Below are 15259 nucleotides of genomic sequence, written 5' to 3' on the forward strand. Positions count from 1 at the left end.
TGTATGATCCAGGCGGGAAAAGCACCGCCAGCGTTGACGTATGATATGCGCGGCGGGTTAAGCAGAAAGGACTTTAACAGTCTAAAATATATACAATAAATTTGTAATGTTCTGCTTTTCCCCTTCAGGAGTGGAGACATCATCGTTATACTCCCCGGATTAACTATGCTGAGAGCACATGTGTTGTGAATTTACTCACTGCTATTACTGAATTAATCAGTGTTTTCTTATTCACGACCCTGTTTATATTTGTTGCCCGTAAAGCAGCGAAAAAAATTGGGTTAGTGGATAAGCCAAACTATCGGAAACGGCATCAAGGTTTGATTCCGTTAGTTGGTGGTATCTCAGTTTATGCCGGTATTTGTTTTACCTTTGCGATTGCCGATTATTATATCCCTCATGCCACGCTGTATCTGGCCTGCGCGGGGGTGCTGGTGTTGGTCGGCGCGTTGGATGACCGATTTGATATCAGCGTAAAAATTCGTGCGGTTATTCAGGCCGCGATAGCCGTTATCATGATGACGGCGGGTAATCTGCATCTCAGCAGCCTCGGCTATATTTTCGGTTCGTGGGAGTTAGTCCTCGGCCCCTTTGGTTTTTTCCTCACGCTTTTCGCCGTTTGGGCGGCAATCAACGCCTTCAATATGGTGGATGGCATTGACGGGTTGCTCGGCGGGCTTTCGTCCGTCTCCTTCGCGGCAACCGGCATCATCTTATGGTTTGATGGCCAGTACAGCCTGGCGATGTGGTGTTTTGCGATGATCGCCGCCATTCTGCCCTATATTTTACTTAATCTTGGCGCGCTTGGACGTCGCTATAAAGTGTTTATGGGTGATGCCGGCAGTACCATGATTGGCTTCACCATTATCTGGATCCTGCTGGAGACGACGCAGGGCAAAACGCATCCCATCAGCCCGGTGACGGCGCTGTGGATTATTGCGATTCCACTGATGGATATGGTGGCGATTATGTATCGCCGCCTGCGAAAGGGGATGAGCCCGTTCTCGCCAGATCGTCAGCATATTCATCATTTGATCATGCGTGCCGGGTTTACTTCCCGGCAGGCCTTTGTCCTGATTACGCTGGCTGCCGCTTTACTGGCGCTGGTCGGCGTAGTGGCGGAATACACCCGTATTGTTCCTGAATGGGTGATGTTAATACTCTTTTTGTTTGCTTTTTTACTTTATGGCTACTGCATTAAGCGCGCATGGAAAGTGGCGCGTCTGGTTAAGCGCATTAGACGCAGAATTCGGCGACACAGCGGCAATAATCCAAATTTAACAAAGTAAAACTGGGGAAGTGATGACTCAACCATTACCGGGAGCACAAGCAGTGAACGTTGAGAACGAACTGGATATTCGCGGGCTGTTTCGCGCCTTATGGGCAGGAAAAGGCTGGATAGTCGGCATCGCCGTGCTGTTCGCGCTGATCGTTCTTATTTATTCCTTTTTTGCTCGCCAGGAGTGGAGCGCGACGGCAATTACCGACCGGCCGACCGTCAATATGCTGGGCGGATACTATTCGCAACAGCAGTTCTTACGTAACCTGGATATCAAAGCCGATCTGGCTTCGGTAGACCAACCTTCCGCCATGGATGAGGCATACAAAGAGTTTATTATGCAACAGGCGTCATGGGATACCCGCCGTGACTTCTGGCTGCAGACCGATTACTACAAGCAGCGCCAGTCAGGCAACTCACGCGCGGATGCCGCGATGCTTGACGATCTGATTAACGATATTCAGTTTATCCCCGGCGACCCGCTGAAAAGCGTCAATGACAGCATCAAGCTGACGGCGGAGACCGCGCCAGATGCCAATAATCTGCTGCGTCAGTATGTCGCTTTCGCCAGCCAACGCGCCGCTGGTCATCTTAATGATGAGCTGAAGGGCGCCTGGGCGGCGCGTACGGTACAGATGAAAGCGCAGGTGAAGCGTCAGGAAGAGGTGGCAAGCGAGATCTACAACCGCCGCGTGCAGAGCGTCGAGCAGGCGTTGAAAATCGCCCAGCAACATAACATTTCCCGCAGCGAGACCGATGTTCCGGCGGAACAGCTGCCGGCCTCCGAACTCTTCTTACTTGGCCGGCCGATGCTGCAGGCGCGCCTCGAAAATCTGCAGGCCGTAGGGCCGGAATACGATCTCGACTATGACCAGAACCGCGCCATGCTGAACACGCTAAACGTTGGCCCGACGCTGGATCCACGTTTTCAGACTTACAGATATTTGCGTACGCCGGAAGAACCTGTAAAACGCGATAGCCCGCGGCGTGTATTTCTGATGATCATGTGGGGGATTGTGGGCGCGCTCATCGGCGCAGGCGTGGCGTTAGCACGTCGTCGTGTCCAGTGAATGGGGCCTGTGATGAAGGCTCCTCGCCATCATCACCTAATCGAAGAGAATCGATGTGAAAGTACTAACTGTATTTGGCACGAGACCAGAAGCCATCAAGATGGCGCCGCTGGTCCATGCGCTGGCAAAGGATCCTCATTTTGAGGCAAAGGTTTGCGTAACCGCGCAGCATCGGGAGATGCTCGATCAGGTGTTGAAACTGTTTTCGATTACGCCGGACTACGATCTGAACATTATGCAGCCGGGTCAGGGATTAACCGAGATCACCTGCCGCATTCTGCAAGGTTTAAAGCCGGTACTGGAGTCGTTTAAGCCGGACGTGGTGCTGGTACATGGCGATACCACGACGACGATGGCGGCCAGCCTGGCGGCGTTTTATCAGCGCATCCCGGTGGGCCACGTGGAAGCGGGCCTGCGTACCGGCGACCTGAACTCGCCGTGGCCGGAAGAGGGTAACCGCACGCTGACCGGGCGTCTGGCAATGTACCATTTCGCCCCGACCGCCACCTCGCGCGATAACCTGCTGCGGGAAAATATTAACGAAGAACGCATTACCGTCACCGGCAATACGGTGATCGATGCGTTGTTCTGGGTTCGCGATCGTGTCCTTGGTGACGAGGCGCTGCGCAATGAACTGATGCAGCGCTACCCGTTCCTCGAAGAGGATAAGAAATTAATTCTGGTGACCGGCCACCGCCGCGAGAGCTTTGGTCTCGGCTTTGAGCACATTTGCCATGCGCTGGCGGATATCGCCAGCCATCACCCTGATGTACAGATTGTTTATCCGGTTCACCTGAACCCGAACGTCAGCGAGCCGGTTAACCGTATTCTCGGCCATGTCGCTAACGTGAAATTAATTGATCCGCAGGATTACCTGCCGTTCGTCTGGCTGATGAATCGCGCATGGCTGATTCTGACCGATTCCGGCGGGATTCAGGAAGAAGCGCCGTCGCTTGGGAAACCGGTACTGGTGATGCGCGAAATGACGGAGCGCCCGGAGGCGGTCGCCGCAGGCACCGTACGTCTGGTCGGCACCGACAGGCAGCGTATCGTCGATGAAGTCACCCGTCTGCTGCAGGATGATGCCGCCTGGCAGGCAATGAGTCGGGCCCATAACCCTTACGGCGATGGTCAGGCATGCGATCGTATTTTATCCGCTCTTAAAAATAATCAGGTAACGCTATGAGTTTTTCTACCATTTCAGTGATTGGCCTTGGGTACATTGGTCTGCCAACCGCTGCCGCATTTGCTTCCCGGCAACGGCGGGTGGTTGGCGTGGACATCAATCAACACGCCGTTGAGACCATTAACCGTGGTGAGATTCATATCGTCGAGCCGGATTTAGCGAGCGTCGTAAAAACGGCGGTTGAACAGGGATATTTAAGCGCCACCACCGTGCCGGTGGAGTCTGACGCCTACCTGATTGCCGTCCCGACGCCGTTTAAAGGCGGGCATGAGCCAGATATGGCCTTTGTTGAATCCGCCGCTAAATCTATTGCCCCGACCCTGAAGAAAGGGGCGTTAGTGATCCTGGAATCCACCTCGCCGGTCGGTTCGACTGAACAGATGGCCGAGTGGCTGGCGGCGATGCGCCCCGATCTCAGCTTCCCACAGCAGGTGGGCGAGGCGGCTGACGTTAATGTCGCCTACTGTCCGGAGCGCGTACTGCCGGGGCAGGTGATGGTCGAGCTCATCAAAAATGACCGCGTTATTGGTGGTATGTCGCCGGTCTGCTCGGCGCGTGCCAGTGAGCTGTATAAAATTTTCCTTGAAGGCGAATGCGTAGTGACTAACTCGCGCACTGCGGAAATGTGCAAGCTGACGGAAAACAGCTTCCGCGACGTCAACATCGCCTTTGCTAACGAACTATCGCTGATTTGCGCCGACCAGGGGATCAACGTCTGGGAACTGATCCGCCTGGCGAACCGTCATCCGCGCGTCAATATTCTGCAGCCGGGTCCGGGCGTCGGTGGCCACTGTATCGCCGTCGACCCGTGGTTTATCGTGGCGCAAAACCCGCAGCAGGCGCGTCTGATTCGCACCGCGCGCGAGGTTAACGACCACAAGCCGGAATGGGTGATCGAACGGGTGAAAGCACAGGTTGCCGAGTGCCTGAATGCCAGCAATAAACGCGCCAGCGAACTGACTATTGCCTGCTTCGGCCTGGCCTTTAAGCCTAACATTGATGATCTACGTGAAAGCCCGGCGATGGAAATTGCCGCGCAGATCGCCCGCTGGCACAGCGGCGCGACGCAGGTGGTTGAGCCCAACATTCATATGCTGCCGAAGAAACTTGATGGCCTGTGTACGCTGGCGACCCTTGATGATGCGCTGGCGAGCGCCGATGTGCTGGTGATGCTGGTCGATCACAACGAGTTTAAAGCCGTTAGCGGCGATAGCGTTACTCAGGCCTACATCATCGACACCAAAGGAGTGTGGCGGTGAGAACGATTCTGGTCACCGGCGGTGCGGGCTTTATTGGCTCCGCGGTAGTGCGTGAAATCATCCAGCACACCGCCGATCGCGTCGTGGTCGTGGATAAGCTGACCTATGCCGGCAATTTGATGTCGCTGGCGCCGGTGGCGCAGGATGCGCGTTTTGCCTTTGAACAGGTGGATATCTGTAACCGAGCCGAGCTGGATCGCATCTTCCAACAGCATCAACCCGATACGGTGATGCATCTGGCGGCGGAAAGCCATGTCGATCGTTCTATTGATGGCCCGGCGGCGTTCATTGAGACCAATATCGTCGGTACCTATACGCTGCTGGAAGCCGCGCGCAGCTGGTGGAATACGCTGGCGGCGGAGCAAAAATCGGCGTTTCGCTTTCATCATATCTCGACGGACGAAGTGTATGGCGATCTGCATGGCAGCGATGATTTCTTTACCGAGACCACGCCTTATGCGCCAAGCAGCCCTTATTCGGCCTCGAAAGCCAGTAGCGACCATCTGGTGCGCGCCTGGCAGCGTACCTACGGCCTGCCGACGCTTATCACTAATTGCTCGAATAACTACGGCCCGTATCACTTCCCGGAGAAGCTGATCCCGTTGATTATTCTCAACGCACTGGCGGGAAAACCGCTACCGGTTTACGGTAACGGCCAACAAATTCGCGACTGGCTGTACGTCGAGGATCACGCCAGAGCGCTGTATCTGGTGGCGACCCGCGGCGAGCCGGGCGAAACTTACAATATCGGCGGTCATAACGAGCGTAAAAACATCGAGGTGGTGGAAACCATTTGCGAACTGCTCGAAGAGCTGGCGCCGCATAAGCCGCAGGGCGTGGCGCGTTACCGCGATCTGATTACCTTCGTCGCTGACCGGCCAGGCCACGATCTGCGTTATGCGATTGACGCGGCGAAGATTGCACGCGAGCTGGGCTGGACGCCGGATGAGACCTTTACTTCCGGTATGCGCAAAACTGTCCAGTGGTATCTGGCAAATGAGGCATGGTGGCGACAGGTTCAGGACGGTAGCTATCAGGGCGAGCGTCTTGGGCTGCACGGCTAACTGGCCCAGGGGGGCATGATGAAAGGTATTATTCTGGCAGGCGGTTCCGGTACGCGCCTGCATCCCATCACGCGCGGCGTGTCGAAACAGCTATTGCCGATTTACGACAAGCCGATGATTTACTACCCGCTGTCGGTGTTAATGCTGGCCGGGATCCGTGAAATCCTTATCATCACCACGCCGGAAGATCAGCGCGATTTCCAACGCCTGCTCGGCGATGGTTCCGAGTTTGGTATCCAATTGCACTATGCCGTTCAGCCGACGCCGGATGGTTTAGCCCAGGCGTTTATCATCGGGGAAGCGTTTCTCAACGGCGAACCGGCGTGCCTGGTGTTGGGCGATAATATCTTCTTTGGCCAGAGCTTTAGCCCTAAGCTGCGTAGCGTCGCAACCCGCACCGAAGGGGCGACGGTATTTGGCTATCAGGTGATGGATCCTGAGCGCTTCGGCGTGGTGGAGTTTGATGACAACTTCCGCGCCTTGTCGCTGGAGGAAAAGCCGAAACAACCGAAGTCGAACTGGGCGGTCACCGGGCTTTATTTCTACGATGGAAAAGTGGCCGAGTACGCTAAACGGGTCAAACCGTCCGAGCGCGGCGAGCTGGAAATTACCTCCATCAACCAGATGTATCTTGAGGATGGCGCGTTAACCGTCGAGCTGCTTGGGCGCGGCTTTGCGTGGCTGGATACCGGCACGCACGATAGTCTGATTGAAGCCAGCATGTTTGTGCAGACGGTAGAAAAGCGGCAGGGCTTTAAAATCGCCTGTCTGGAAGAAATTGCCTGGCGTAACGGCTGGCTTGACGATGACGGCGTCAAACGCGCCGCGAAGCGGCTGGAAAAAACCGGCTATGGCCAATACTTGCTGGATCTCCTCCGTGCCCGCCCGCGCCAGTATTGAAGCGCTGGAGTGGGAAAACCGCTTCTTCGCCGTTAATAGCGGCATCGTTCGCTTTGACGAACGCGCGCCGCTGCTCACCGCTGAAACCCTGGCGGGATGGTCGCGAGTGCAGGCGAAAGTCGCCGCCAGCGACACCGCCCGGCTGGATGCGCTACAGGAGATCGGTTTTCAACTGGTGGAAGGCGAGGTCGATCTGGCGTTGCCGGTAGGCGAGCCGGCTGATGCCGGCGCCGAATGGGCCGTTGAAGGCGATATTACGCGGCTACGCGAACTGGCGGCACAGGCCTTTGCTATGAGTCGTTTTCGCGCTCCCTGGTATGCCGCTGACGCCAGCGGCCGATTCTACGCGCAATGGATTGAAAACGCGGTGCTGGGGACCTTTGACCACCAGTGTCTGCTATTTCGCGCGTCCGATGGCGACATCCGCGCATTTGTTTCTTTGCGTCAGCTCAACGACACCGACGCGCGTATCGGCCTGCTGGCCGGGCGCGGCGCTGGCGCCGAGCTTATGCAGGCGGCGCGTCACTGGGCGGCGCAACGCGGGCTTTCTACACTGCGGGTGGCGACCCAAATGGGTAACACCGCCGCGCTTAAACGTTATATTCTCAGCGGTGCGAATGTGGAAAGCACCGCGTACTGGTTATACAGGTGACACGATGATTCCATTTAACGCACCGCCGGTGGTGGGGACTGAGCTCGATTACATGCAATCGGCGATGAACAGCGGCAAGCTTTGCGGCGACGGCGGTTTTACCCGTCGCTGCCAGCAGTGGTTTGAACAGCGCTTCGGCACCGCCAAAGCGCTGCTGACGCCATCCTGCACCGCGTCGCTGGAGATGGCGGCGCTGCTGCTGGATATTCAGCCTGGCGATGAAGTCATCATGCCCAGCTATACCTTTGTTTCCACCGCCAATGCCTTTGTGCTGCGCGGGGCGAAAATCGTCTTCGTCGATATCCGTCGCGATACGATGAATATTGATGAATCGCTGATAGAAGCCGCAATCACTGACAAAACCCGGGCGATCGTGCCGGTGCATTATGCGGGCGTGGCCTGTGAAATGGACACCATCATGGCGCTCGCCGCCAAATATAACCTGTACGTGGTGGAAGACGCCGCGCAGGGCGTGATGTCCACCTATAAGGGCCGCGCGCTGGGCACCATCGGCCATATTGGCTGCTTTAGCTTCCATGAGACGAAAAACTACACCGCCGGTGGTGAAGGCGGCGCAACGCTTATCAACGATCGTAAACTGGTGGAACGCGCGGAAATCATTCGCGAAAAGGGCACTAACCGTAGCCAGTTCTTCCGTGGTCTGGTGGATAAGTACACCTGGCGTGATATCGGCTCCAGCTATTTGATGTCCGATCTGCAGGCCGCCTATCTTTGGGCGCAGCTGGAAGCCGCGGAGCGGATTAACCAGCAGCGCCTGACGCTGTGGCAAACTTATTATGACGCGCTGCTGCCGCTGGCGCGCGCGGGCCGTATCGATCTGCCGGCCGTGCCGGCGGATTGCGGGCAAAACGCGCATATGTTTTACATTAAGCTGCGGGATAACGATGACCGCGCGGCGCTGATTAACTGGCTGAAAGAGGCAGAAATTCTGGCGGTGTTCCACTATATTCCGCTCCATAGCTGCCCGGCTGGCGAACAGTTCGGCGAGTTCTGCGGCGAAGATCGTTATACCACCCAGGAGAGCGAACGCCTGCTGCGTTTGCCGCTGTTCTACAACCTGTCTGCGGTAAACCAACGGACGGTGATTAATTCACTGCTGAGCTACTTCTCCTGATATGTCGTTGGCAAAAGCATCACTGTGGACCGCGGCGTCCACCTTAGTCAAAATAGGCGCCGGTCTGCTGGTGATAAAGCTGCTGGCGGTCTCATTTGGCCCGGCGGGCGTAGGCCAGGCCGGTAACTTCCGGCAACTGGTCACCGTTCTGGGCGTCCTGGCGGGCGCCGGGATTTTTAATGGCGTCACTAAGCTGGTTGCCCAACATCACGACGATCCGCTACGCCTGAAGCAGGTGGTTGGAACCTCGTCATCAATGGTGCTCGGTTTTTCCACCCTGCTGGCGCTGGTCTTTTTGCTGGCGGCGGCGCCCATAAGCCAGGCGCTGTTCGGCCATTCGCACTACCAGAATCTGGTACGTTTGGTGGCGCTGGTGCAGATGGGAATTGCGTGGGCCAACTATCTGCTGGCGCTGATGAAAGGTTTTCGCGATGCGGCGGGTAACGCTTTTTCGTTGATTGCCGGTAGCCTGATTGGCGTGGCGGCCTACTACGCCTGTTACTACTTCGGTGGTTATCAGGGGGCGCTGTTAGGGCTGGCCTTAGTTCCCGCGCTGGTGGTGGTTCCGGCCGCCATTATGCTATGGCGGCGCGGCGCGATCCCGTTGAACGCGCTACGTCCGCGTTGGGATAACGGGCTTGCGGGGCAGCTATCGAAATTTACCCTGATGGCGTTGATTACCTCGGTGACGCTGCCGGTGGCCTATGTGATGATGCGTAATCTGCTGGCGGCGCATTACGGCTGGGAGGCGGTCGGTATCTGGCAGGGGGTGAGCAGTATCTCGGATGCCTACCTGCAGTTTATTACCGCTTCCTTTAGCGTATATCTGCTGCCGACGTTGTCGCGACTGAGCGCCAAGACGGACATCACGCGTGAGATAGTGAAGTCGTTGAAATTCGTCCTGCCGGCGGTGGCTGCGGCAAGCCTGATGGTCTGGCTGCTGCGCGATTTTGCCATCTGGTTACTGTTTTCCGCGCGCTTCACCGCGATGCGCGACCTGTTCGCCTGGCAGTTGGTGGGCGATGTTTTAAAAGTTGGCGCTTACGTCTACGGCTATCTGGTGATCGCCAAAGCGTCATTGCGTTTTTATATTCTGACGGAAATCAGCCAGTTCACGCTGCTGACCGCATTTTCACACTGGCTTATTCCGGCGCACGGCGCACTTGGCGCGGCGCAGGCGTATATGGCCACTTATATTGTTTATTTCGCCCTTTGTAGTGGCGTGTTTTTACTCTGGCGTAAACGGGCATGACAGCACTGATACACGTACTGGGATCGGATATCCCGCACCACAACCAGACCGTATTGCGGTTCTTTAACGACGAACTGGCCGCCGACGCGCGGGCCAGGACGTTTATGGTCGTGGGTGATGCGACAGGTATGCGCGAGGCGTATCCGGCGCTGGAGATTACCTGCTATCCGGGTAAGAAATCGTTGGCGCAGGCGGTGATTGCCAAAGCGAAAGCCGATCGCCAGCAGCGCTTTTTTTTCCACGGCCAGTTTAATACCGGTCTGTGGCTGGCGTTGTTGAGCGGCGGGATCCGCCCGTCGCAATTTAACTGGCATATCTGGGGCGCGGATCTGTATGAAAACTCAGCCAGCCTGAAATTCCGTCTGTTTTATCCTCTGCGCCGCATGGCGCAAGGGCGGGTAGGACGCGTTTTCGCCACCCGCGGCGATCTCAGCTGGTTTGCTAACCGCCATCCGCGAGTGCCGGGCGAACTGCTGTACTTCCCGACTCGTATGGATCCGTCGCTAAATTCCCTTGCCGATACCGCCCCGCGCGGTGACACCCTGACCATTCTGGTGGGGAACTCCGGCGATCGTAGTAATGAGCATATTGCAGCGCTAAAGGCGATTTATCAGCAATTTGGCGATACGGTGAATGTCATCGTACCGATGGGCTATCCGGCCAACAATGAAGCGTACATTGATGAAGTGCGCCAGGCGGGAGCGGCGCTGTTTAGTCGCGAGCATCTGCAGATCCTCAGCGAGAAGCTTGAGTTTGATGATTATCTGGCGCTGCTGCGCCGCTGCGACCTGGGCTATTTCCTGTTTGCGCGCCAGCAGGGTATCGGCACGCTGTGCCTGCTGATTCAGGCGGGTATTCCCTGCGTGCTCAATCGCGAAAATCCGTTCTGGCAGGATATGACCGAACAACAGATCCCGGTGCTGTTTACCACCGATACCCTGGATGTCGACGTGGTGCGCGAAGCACAGCGCCAGTTAGCGAACGTTGATAAAACGCAAATCGCCTTCTTCCGCCCGAACTATCTGGCGGGCTGGCAGCGGGCGCTACAGCTGGCAGCGGAGGCGCGGGTATGACGTTAATGCAATTTAGCGGGCTGTTGGTGGTCTGGCTGCTGTCGACGCTGTTTATCGCCACCGCCACCTGGTTTGAGTTCCGCCGCGTGCGCTTTAACTTCAACGTCTTTTTCTCGTTGTTGTTCCTGCTCACCTTTTTCTTCGGCTTCCCGTTAACCAGTATCCTGGTATTCCGCTTTGACGTCAGCGTGGCGCCGCCGGAGATTTTGCTGCAGACGCTGCTGGTTGCGGTATGCTTCTATGCCATCTACTACGTGACCTACAAAACGCGATTGCGTCCGGCATCGCGCGATGTTCCACGTCGTCCGCTGTTTACCATGAACCGGGTTGAAACCCATCTGGCCTGGGGGATTTTGATGGGGCTGGCGCTGCTGTGCGTCGGTATCTTCTTCGCCCACAACGGTTTCCTGCTATTTAAGCTCAATTCATACAGCCAGATATTCTCCGCGGAAGTGTCCGGCGTGGCGTTGAAGCGCTTCTTCTACTTCTTTATTCCGGCGATGCTGGTGATCTATTTCCTGCGTCAGGATTACAAGGCGTGGATTTTCTTCCTGGTGAGCACCGTCGCCTTTGGTCTGCTGACCTACGCGATCGTCGGCGGTACCCGCGCCAACATCATTATCGCTTTCGCTATCTTCCTGTTTATCGGCATTATTCGCGGCTGGATCAGCCTGTGGATGCTGGCGGCGGCGGGCGTGCTGGGTATTGTCGGCATGTTCTGGCTGGCGTTGAAGCGCTATGGGATGAACGTTAGCGGCGATGAAGCGTTTTATACATTCCTCTATCTCACGCGCGATACCTTCTCGCCGTGGGAGAACCTGGCGCTGTTGCTGCAGAACTACGACAAGATTGAGTTCCAGGGGTTGGCGCCGATGATCCGCGACTTCTACGTCTTTATCCCCAGTTGGATGTGGCACGGTCGCCCGACAATGGTGCTGAATACCGCCAATTACTTCACCTGGGAAGTGTTAAATAACCATTCGGGGCTGGCGATATCGCCGACGCTGATTGGTTCGCTGGTGGTGATGGGCGGCGTATGGTTCGTACCGCTGGGCGCCGTCGCGGTGGGGCTCATCATTAAATGGTTCGACTGGCTGTACGAACTGGGCAACCGGGAGAGCAATCGCTACAAAGCGGCTATCCTGCACAGTTTCTGTTTCGGCGCTATCTTCAACATGATAGTGCTGGCACGCGAAGGGTTGGATTCGTTCGGCTCCCGCGTGGTGTTTTTCCTCGTGATCTTTGGTATCTGCTTGTTAGCGGCGAAACTGCTGTACTGGCTCCTGGACAGCGCAGGATTGATTCATAAGCGGGTGAAGCCGCTTTCGCAACCGCAGGTCTGATAAGGATGAACATGACTGATAACACTTCCGCGCCGCAGTATGCGCTGCGAGGGCTGCAGCTGATTGGCTGGCGCGACATGCAGCATGCGCTCAACTATCTCTTCGCCGACGGCGAGCTGCGTCAGGGTACGCTGGTTGCGATCAACGCCGAAAAAATGCTGGCGGTAGAAGATAACCCGGAAGTGCATGCGCTGATTGAGGCCGCCGAGTTTAAATATGCCGACGGTATTAGCGTCGTGCGCTCATTACGTAAAAAATATCCGCACGCTGAGGTGTCGCGCGTTGCCGGCGCCGATCTGTGGGAAGCGCTGATGGAGCGGGCTGGCGCTCAGGGAACGCCGGTGTTCCTGATCGGCGGCAAGCCCGAGGTGCTGGCGGAGACGCAAGCGAAGCTGCGTGAGCGCTGGAAGGTCAATATCGTCGGCAGTCAGGACGGCTATTTTTCCGCCGATCAGCGTCAGCAGCTGTTTGAGCGGGTGCGCGACAGCGGGGCGAAAATTGTCACCGTCGCGATGGGCTCGCCGCGCCAGGAAATTCTGATGCGCGACTGCCGGCTGGTATATCCCGCCGCGCTGTATATGGGCGTTGGCGGCACTTATGACGTCTTTACCGGCCACGTTCACCGGGCGCCAAAATTCTGGCAGAACCTGGGGCTGGAGTGGTTCTATCGCCTGCTCCTGCAACCGAGCCGCATCAAAAGACAGTTCCGTTTACTGCGCTATTTACGTTGGCATTATTCCGGCAAGCTCTGATATTCCACTGCAACCAGGCGAGATTGCATACATATTCTGTGTAATCTCTTCACTCGCCTGATACTTTATTTGCCATTTCCGTAAAATTAATTAACCATTCGCATGCTTCAAACGCGTGGGGGAGACCTGCGCGTCGGCAAGGCTATGGTTTCAATTAATAACAATAACCGGGAGTACCCGGAGTACAGCAAACACAAGAGGCTTTATGACTGAGAAAAAAGCGGAACTCCAGCGTGGACTGGAGGCCCGGCATATTGAGCTAATCGCGCTAGGCGGGACGATTGGCGTAGGGTTATTCATGGGCGCGGCAAGTACGCTGAAGTGGGCCGGTCCATCCGTCCTGCTGGCGTATATTATCGCCGGTTTATTTGTCTTCTTTATCATGCGTTCGATGGGCGAAATGTTGTTCCTCGAACCGGTAACCGGCTCATTCGCCGTTTACGCGCACCGTTATATGAGCCCGTTCTTCGGCTATCTCACAGCCTGGTCATACTGGTTTATGTGGATGGCGGTGGGAATATCAGAGATCACCGCCATCGGGGTATACGTCCAGTTCTGGTTCCCGGAGATGGCGCAGTGGATCCCGGCGCTAATTGCCGTTGGGTTGGTAGCACTAGCGAATCTGGCGGCAGTGCGTCTATACGGCGAGATCGAGTTCTGGTTTGCGATGATTAAAGTCACCACCATTATCGTGATGATAGTCATTGGCCTGGGCGTCATCTTCTTTGGCTTCGGCAACGGCGGACAGTCGATCGGTTTTGGCAACCTGACCGAGCACGGCGGCTTCTTCGCCGGCGGCTGGAAAGGCTTCCTGACGGCGCTGTGTATTGTCGTCGCCTCTTATCAGGGCGTTGAACTTATCGGTATCACCGCCGGGGAAGCGAAAAACCCGCAGGTCACGTTGCGTAGCGCGGTAGGCAAAGTACTGTGGCGTATCCTGATTTTCTACGTGGGGGCGATTTTCGTTATCGTGACTATCTTCCCGTGGAACCAGATTGGAGCGACCGGTAGCCCATTCGTTCTCACTTTCGCCAAAATCGGCATTACCGCGGCGGCGGGGATTATCAACTTCGTGGTGCTGACCGCAGCGCTGTCGGGCTGTAACAGCGGGATGTATAGCTGTGGGCGTATGCTGTACGCGCTGGCGCGCAACCGTCAGCTACCGGCGGCAATGGCCAAAGTATCGCGTCAGGGCGTGCCGGTGGCGGGCGTCGCGCTGTCGATCGTGATTCTACTAATCGGTTCGTGCCTGAACTACATTATTCCTAACCCGCAGCGCGTGTTTGTCTATGTCTATAGCGCCAGCGTGTTGCCGGGGATGGTGCCGTGGTTTGTGATCCTGATTAGCCAGCTGCGTTTTCGCCGCGAGCATCAGCAGGCGATGGCCAGCCATCCGTTCCGTTCATTGTTGTTCCCGTGGGCAAACTATTTGACGATGGCTTTCCTCGTTTGTGTGCTGATCGGCATGGGAATTAACGATGAAACCCGGATGTCGCTCTTTGTCGGAATGATTTTCCTCGCCGCGGTGACCCTTATTTATAAGGTTTTCGGCCTCGGCAAGCGGGGAAATCTCGATAAAACGGCGGAATAAGCGCCAAAGCGCACAAACTGTGAGCAAATAGAAATTTTATTTAAAAAGGCACTAGACAGGGGTGGGGGAAGTCCGTATTATCCACCCCCGCAACGGCGCTAAGCGCCCGTAGCTCAGCTGGATAGAGCGCTGCCCTCCGGAGGCAGAGGTCTCAGGTTCGAATCCTGTCGGGCGCACCATTTACCCGGTGCTGGAGCTGCGGTGGTTTTAATACCGCGTAAAAGAATTGTTGTGGTGGCTATAGCTCAGTTGGTAGAGCCCTGGATTGTGATTCCAGTTGTCGTGGGTTCGAATCCCATTAGCCACCCCATTATTTGATAGAGTTGTGAATTGCGAAGGTGGCGGAATTGGTAGACGCGCTAGCTTCAGGTGTTAGTGTTCTTACGGACGTGGGGGTTCAAGTCCCCCCCCTCGCACCACGACTTTAAAGAATTGAACTAAAAATTCAAAAAGCAGTATTTCGGCGAGTAGCGCAGCTTGGTAGCGCAACTGGTTTGGGACCAGTGGGTCGGAGGTTCGAATCCTCTCTCGCCGACCAATTTTGAACCCCGCTTCGGCGGGGTTTTTTGTTTTCCGATTTTCTTCAGGCGCCTTTTATCCCGCTGATCTTCCTCGTATAAAATCGTTTCTATCTCTGCGAATTATTGCCCGGAATTGTCCCAAATGATTGCTGCGATAGATGCAATCTCCCAGGATCCTGTGC

13 protein-coding genes and 4 tRNA genes are annotated in these 15259 nt (G+C 56.1%); all 17 read left to right on the forward strand.

The window, feature by feature from the left end; genetic code table 11:
- Nucleotides 1-185 precede the first annotated feature (185 nt).
- The 17 genes from wecA to ABLV07_RS21040 all read left to right on the forward strand — a co-directional run bounded on the left by wecA (nucleotide 186) and on the right by ABLV07_RS21040 (nucleotide 15094).
- The gene (gene wecA / locus ABLV07_RS20960; protein ID WP_015368885.1) at nucleotides 186-1289 is read left to right on the forward strand and encodes a UDP-N-acetylglucosamine--undecaprenyl-phosphate N-acetylglucosaminephosphotransferase; all 1104 of its coding nucleotides are present in this window, start codon (nucleotides 186-188) and stop codon (nucleotides 1287-1289) included.
- A 13-nt stretch (nucleotides 1290-1302) separates the two neighbouring features.
- Nucleotides 1303-2349, forward strand: a complete 1047-nt coding sequence (gene wzzE / locus ABLV07_RS20965; RefSeq protein WP_032715380.1) for an ECA polysaccharide chain length modulation protein — start codon at nucleotides 1303-1305, stop codon at nucleotides 2347-2349.
- Nucleotides 2350-2404: 55 nt separating this feature from the next.
- Nucleotides 2405-3535, forward strand: a complete 1131-nt coding sequence (gene wecB, locus ABLV07_RS20970; RefSeq protein WP_015703970.1) for a UDP-N-acetylglucosamine 2-epimerase (non-hydrolyzing) — start codon at nucleotides 2405-2407, stop codon at nucleotides 3533-3535.
- Nucleotides 3532-4794 (forward strand): UDP-N-acetyl-D-mannosamine dehydrogenase, encoded by a 1263-nt coding sequence (gene wecC, locus ABLV07_RS20975; RefSeq protein WP_046883473.1) that lies wholly within the window; start codon nucleotides 3532-3534, stop codon nucleotides 4792-4794. Before wecB ends, wecC begins: the two co-directional genes overlap by 4 nt.
- Entirely contained in the window at nucleotides 4791-5858 is a 1068-nt protein-coding gene (rffG, locus tag ABLV07_RS20980) for a dTDP-glucose 4,6-dehydratase (RefSeq protein WP_015368881.1), read from the forward strand. Before wecC ends, rffG begins: the two co-directional genes overlap by 4 nt.
- Nucleotides 5859-5876: 18 nt before the next feature.
- The gene (gene rfbA, locus ABLV07_RS20985; protein WP_015368880.1) at nucleotides 5877-6758 is read left to right on the forward strand and encodes a glucose-1-phosphate thymidylyltransferase RfbA; all 882 of its coding nucleotides are present in this window, start codon (nucleotides 5877-5879) and stop codon (nucleotides 6756-6758) included.
- A complete protein-coding gene (rffC, locus tag ABLV07_RS20990; protein ID WP_213708504.1) occupies nucleotides 6736-7410 on the forward strand; it encodes a dTDP-4-amino-4,6-dideoxy-D-galactose acyltransferase in 675 nt (224 codons plus the stop codon). Before rfbA ends, rffC begins: the two co-directional genes overlap by 23 nt.
- Nucleotides 7411-7414: 4 nt before the next feature.
- Nucleotides 7415-8545, forward strand: a complete 1131-nt coding sequence (gene rffA, locus ABLV07_RS20995) for a dTDP-4-amino-4,6-dideoxygalactose transaminase (protein WP_015368878.1) — start codon at nucleotides 7415-7417, stop codon at nucleotides 8543-8545.
- Between the two features lies 1 nt (nucleotide 8546).
- Nucleotides 8547-9797 (forward strand): lipid III flippase WzxE, encoded by a 1251-nt coding sequence (wzxE, locus tag ABLV07_RS21000; RefSeq protein WP_032709523.1) that lies wholly within the window; start codon nucleotides 8547-8549, stop codon nucleotides 9795-9797.
- Nucleotides 9794-10870 carry a TDP-N-acetylfucosamine:lipid II N-acetylfucosaminyltransferase gene (locus tag ABLV07_RS21005; RefSeq protein WP_032709526.1) on the forward strand — a complete coding sequence of 359 codons (1077 nt, stop codon included), beginning with the start codon at nucleotides 9794-9796 and terminating at the stop codon, nucleotides 10868-10870. Before wzxE ends, ABLV07_RS21005 begins: the two co-directional genes overlap by 4 nt.
- Entirely contained in the window at nucleotides 10867-12213 is a 1347-nt protein-coding gene (wzyE, locus tag ABLV07_RS21010) for an ECA oligosaccharide polymerase (protein ID WP_015368875.1), read from the forward strand. The genes ABLV07_RS21005 and wzyE overlap by 4 nt, the downstream gene beginning before the upstream one ends.
- A gap of 11 nt (nucleotides 12214-12224) precedes the next feature.
- A complete protein-coding gene (gene wecG, locus ABLV07_RS21015; protein ID WP_348853591.1) occupies nucleotides 12225-12965 on the forward strand; it encodes a lipopolysaccharide N-acetylmannosaminouronosyltransferase in 741 nt (246 codons plus the stop codon).
- A gap of 205 nt (nucleotides 12966-13170) precedes the next feature.
- Entirely contained in the window at nucleotides 13171-14556 is a 1386-nt protein-coding gene (locus ABLV07_RS21020; protein WP_020077599.1) for an amino acid permease, read from the forward strand.
- Between the two features lie 102 nt (nucleotides 14557-14658).
- Nucleotides 14659-14735, forward strand: a tRNA-Arg gene (locus ABLV07_RS21025).
- A gap of 55 nt (nucleotides 14736-14790) precedes the next feature.
- Nucleotides 14791-14866: transfer RNA gene (locus ABLV07_RS21030), tRNA-His, on the forward strand.
- Nucleotides 14867-14888: 22 nt separating this feature from the next.
- Nucleotides 14889-14975 (forward strand) — tRNA-Leu (locus ABLV07_RS21035).
- A 42-nt stretch (nucleotides 14976-15017) separates the two neighbouring features.
- Nucleotides 15018-15094, forward strand: a tRNA-Pro gene (locus ABLV07_RS21040).
- The last annotated feature ends 165 nt before the right edge of the window (nucleotides 15095-15259 follow it).

Origin of the sequence: Klebsiella sp. CN_Kp097 (assembly GCF_040064495.1) — a bacterium.
In the GTDB taxonomy this organism is placed as follows: domain Bacteria; phylum Pseudomonadota; class Gammaproteobacteria; order Enterobacterales; family Enterobacteriaceae; genus Klebsiella; species Klebsiella aerogenes.

What these genes read in the sequence shown, in the direction of transcription:
- wzxE (WP_032709523.1), top strand. Translation starts at nt 8,547, where the DNA reads ATGTCGTTGGCAAAAGCATCACTGTGGACCGCGGCGTCCACCTTAGTC.
- ABLV07_RS21020 (WP_020077599.1), top strand. Translation starts at nt 13,171, where the DNA reads ATGACTGAGAAAAAAGCGGAACTCCAGCGTGGACTGGAGGCCCGGCAT.
- rffA (WP_015368878.1), top strand. Translation starts at nt 7,415, where the DNA reads ATGATTCCATTTAACGCACCGCCGGTGGTGGGGACTGAGCTCGATTAC.
- wecG (WP_348853591.1), top strand. Translation starts at nt 12,225, where the DNA reads ATGACTGATAACACTTCCGCGCCGCAGTATGCGCTGCGAGGGCTGCAG.
- ABLV07_RS21005 (WP_032709526.1), top strand. Translation starts at nt 9,794, where the DNA reads ATGACAGCACTGATACACGTACTGGGATCGGATATCCCGCACCACAAC.
- rfbA (WP_015368880.1), top strand. Translation starts at nt 5,877, where the DNA reads ATGAAAGGTATTATTCTGGCAGGCGGTTCCGGTACGCGCCTGCATCCC.
- wzyE (WP_015368875.1), top strand. Translation starts at nt 10,867, where the DNA reads ATGACGTTAATGCAATTTAGCGGGCTGTTGGTGGTCTGGCTGCTGTCG.
- wzzE (WP_032715380.1), top strand. Translation starts at nt 1,303, where the DNA reads ATGACTCAACCATTACCGGGAGCACAAGCAGTGAACGTTGAGAACGAA.
- wecC (WP_046883473.1), top strand. Translation starts at nt 3,532, where the DNA reads ATGAGTTTTTCTACCATTTCAGTGATTGGCCTTGGGTACATTGGTCTG.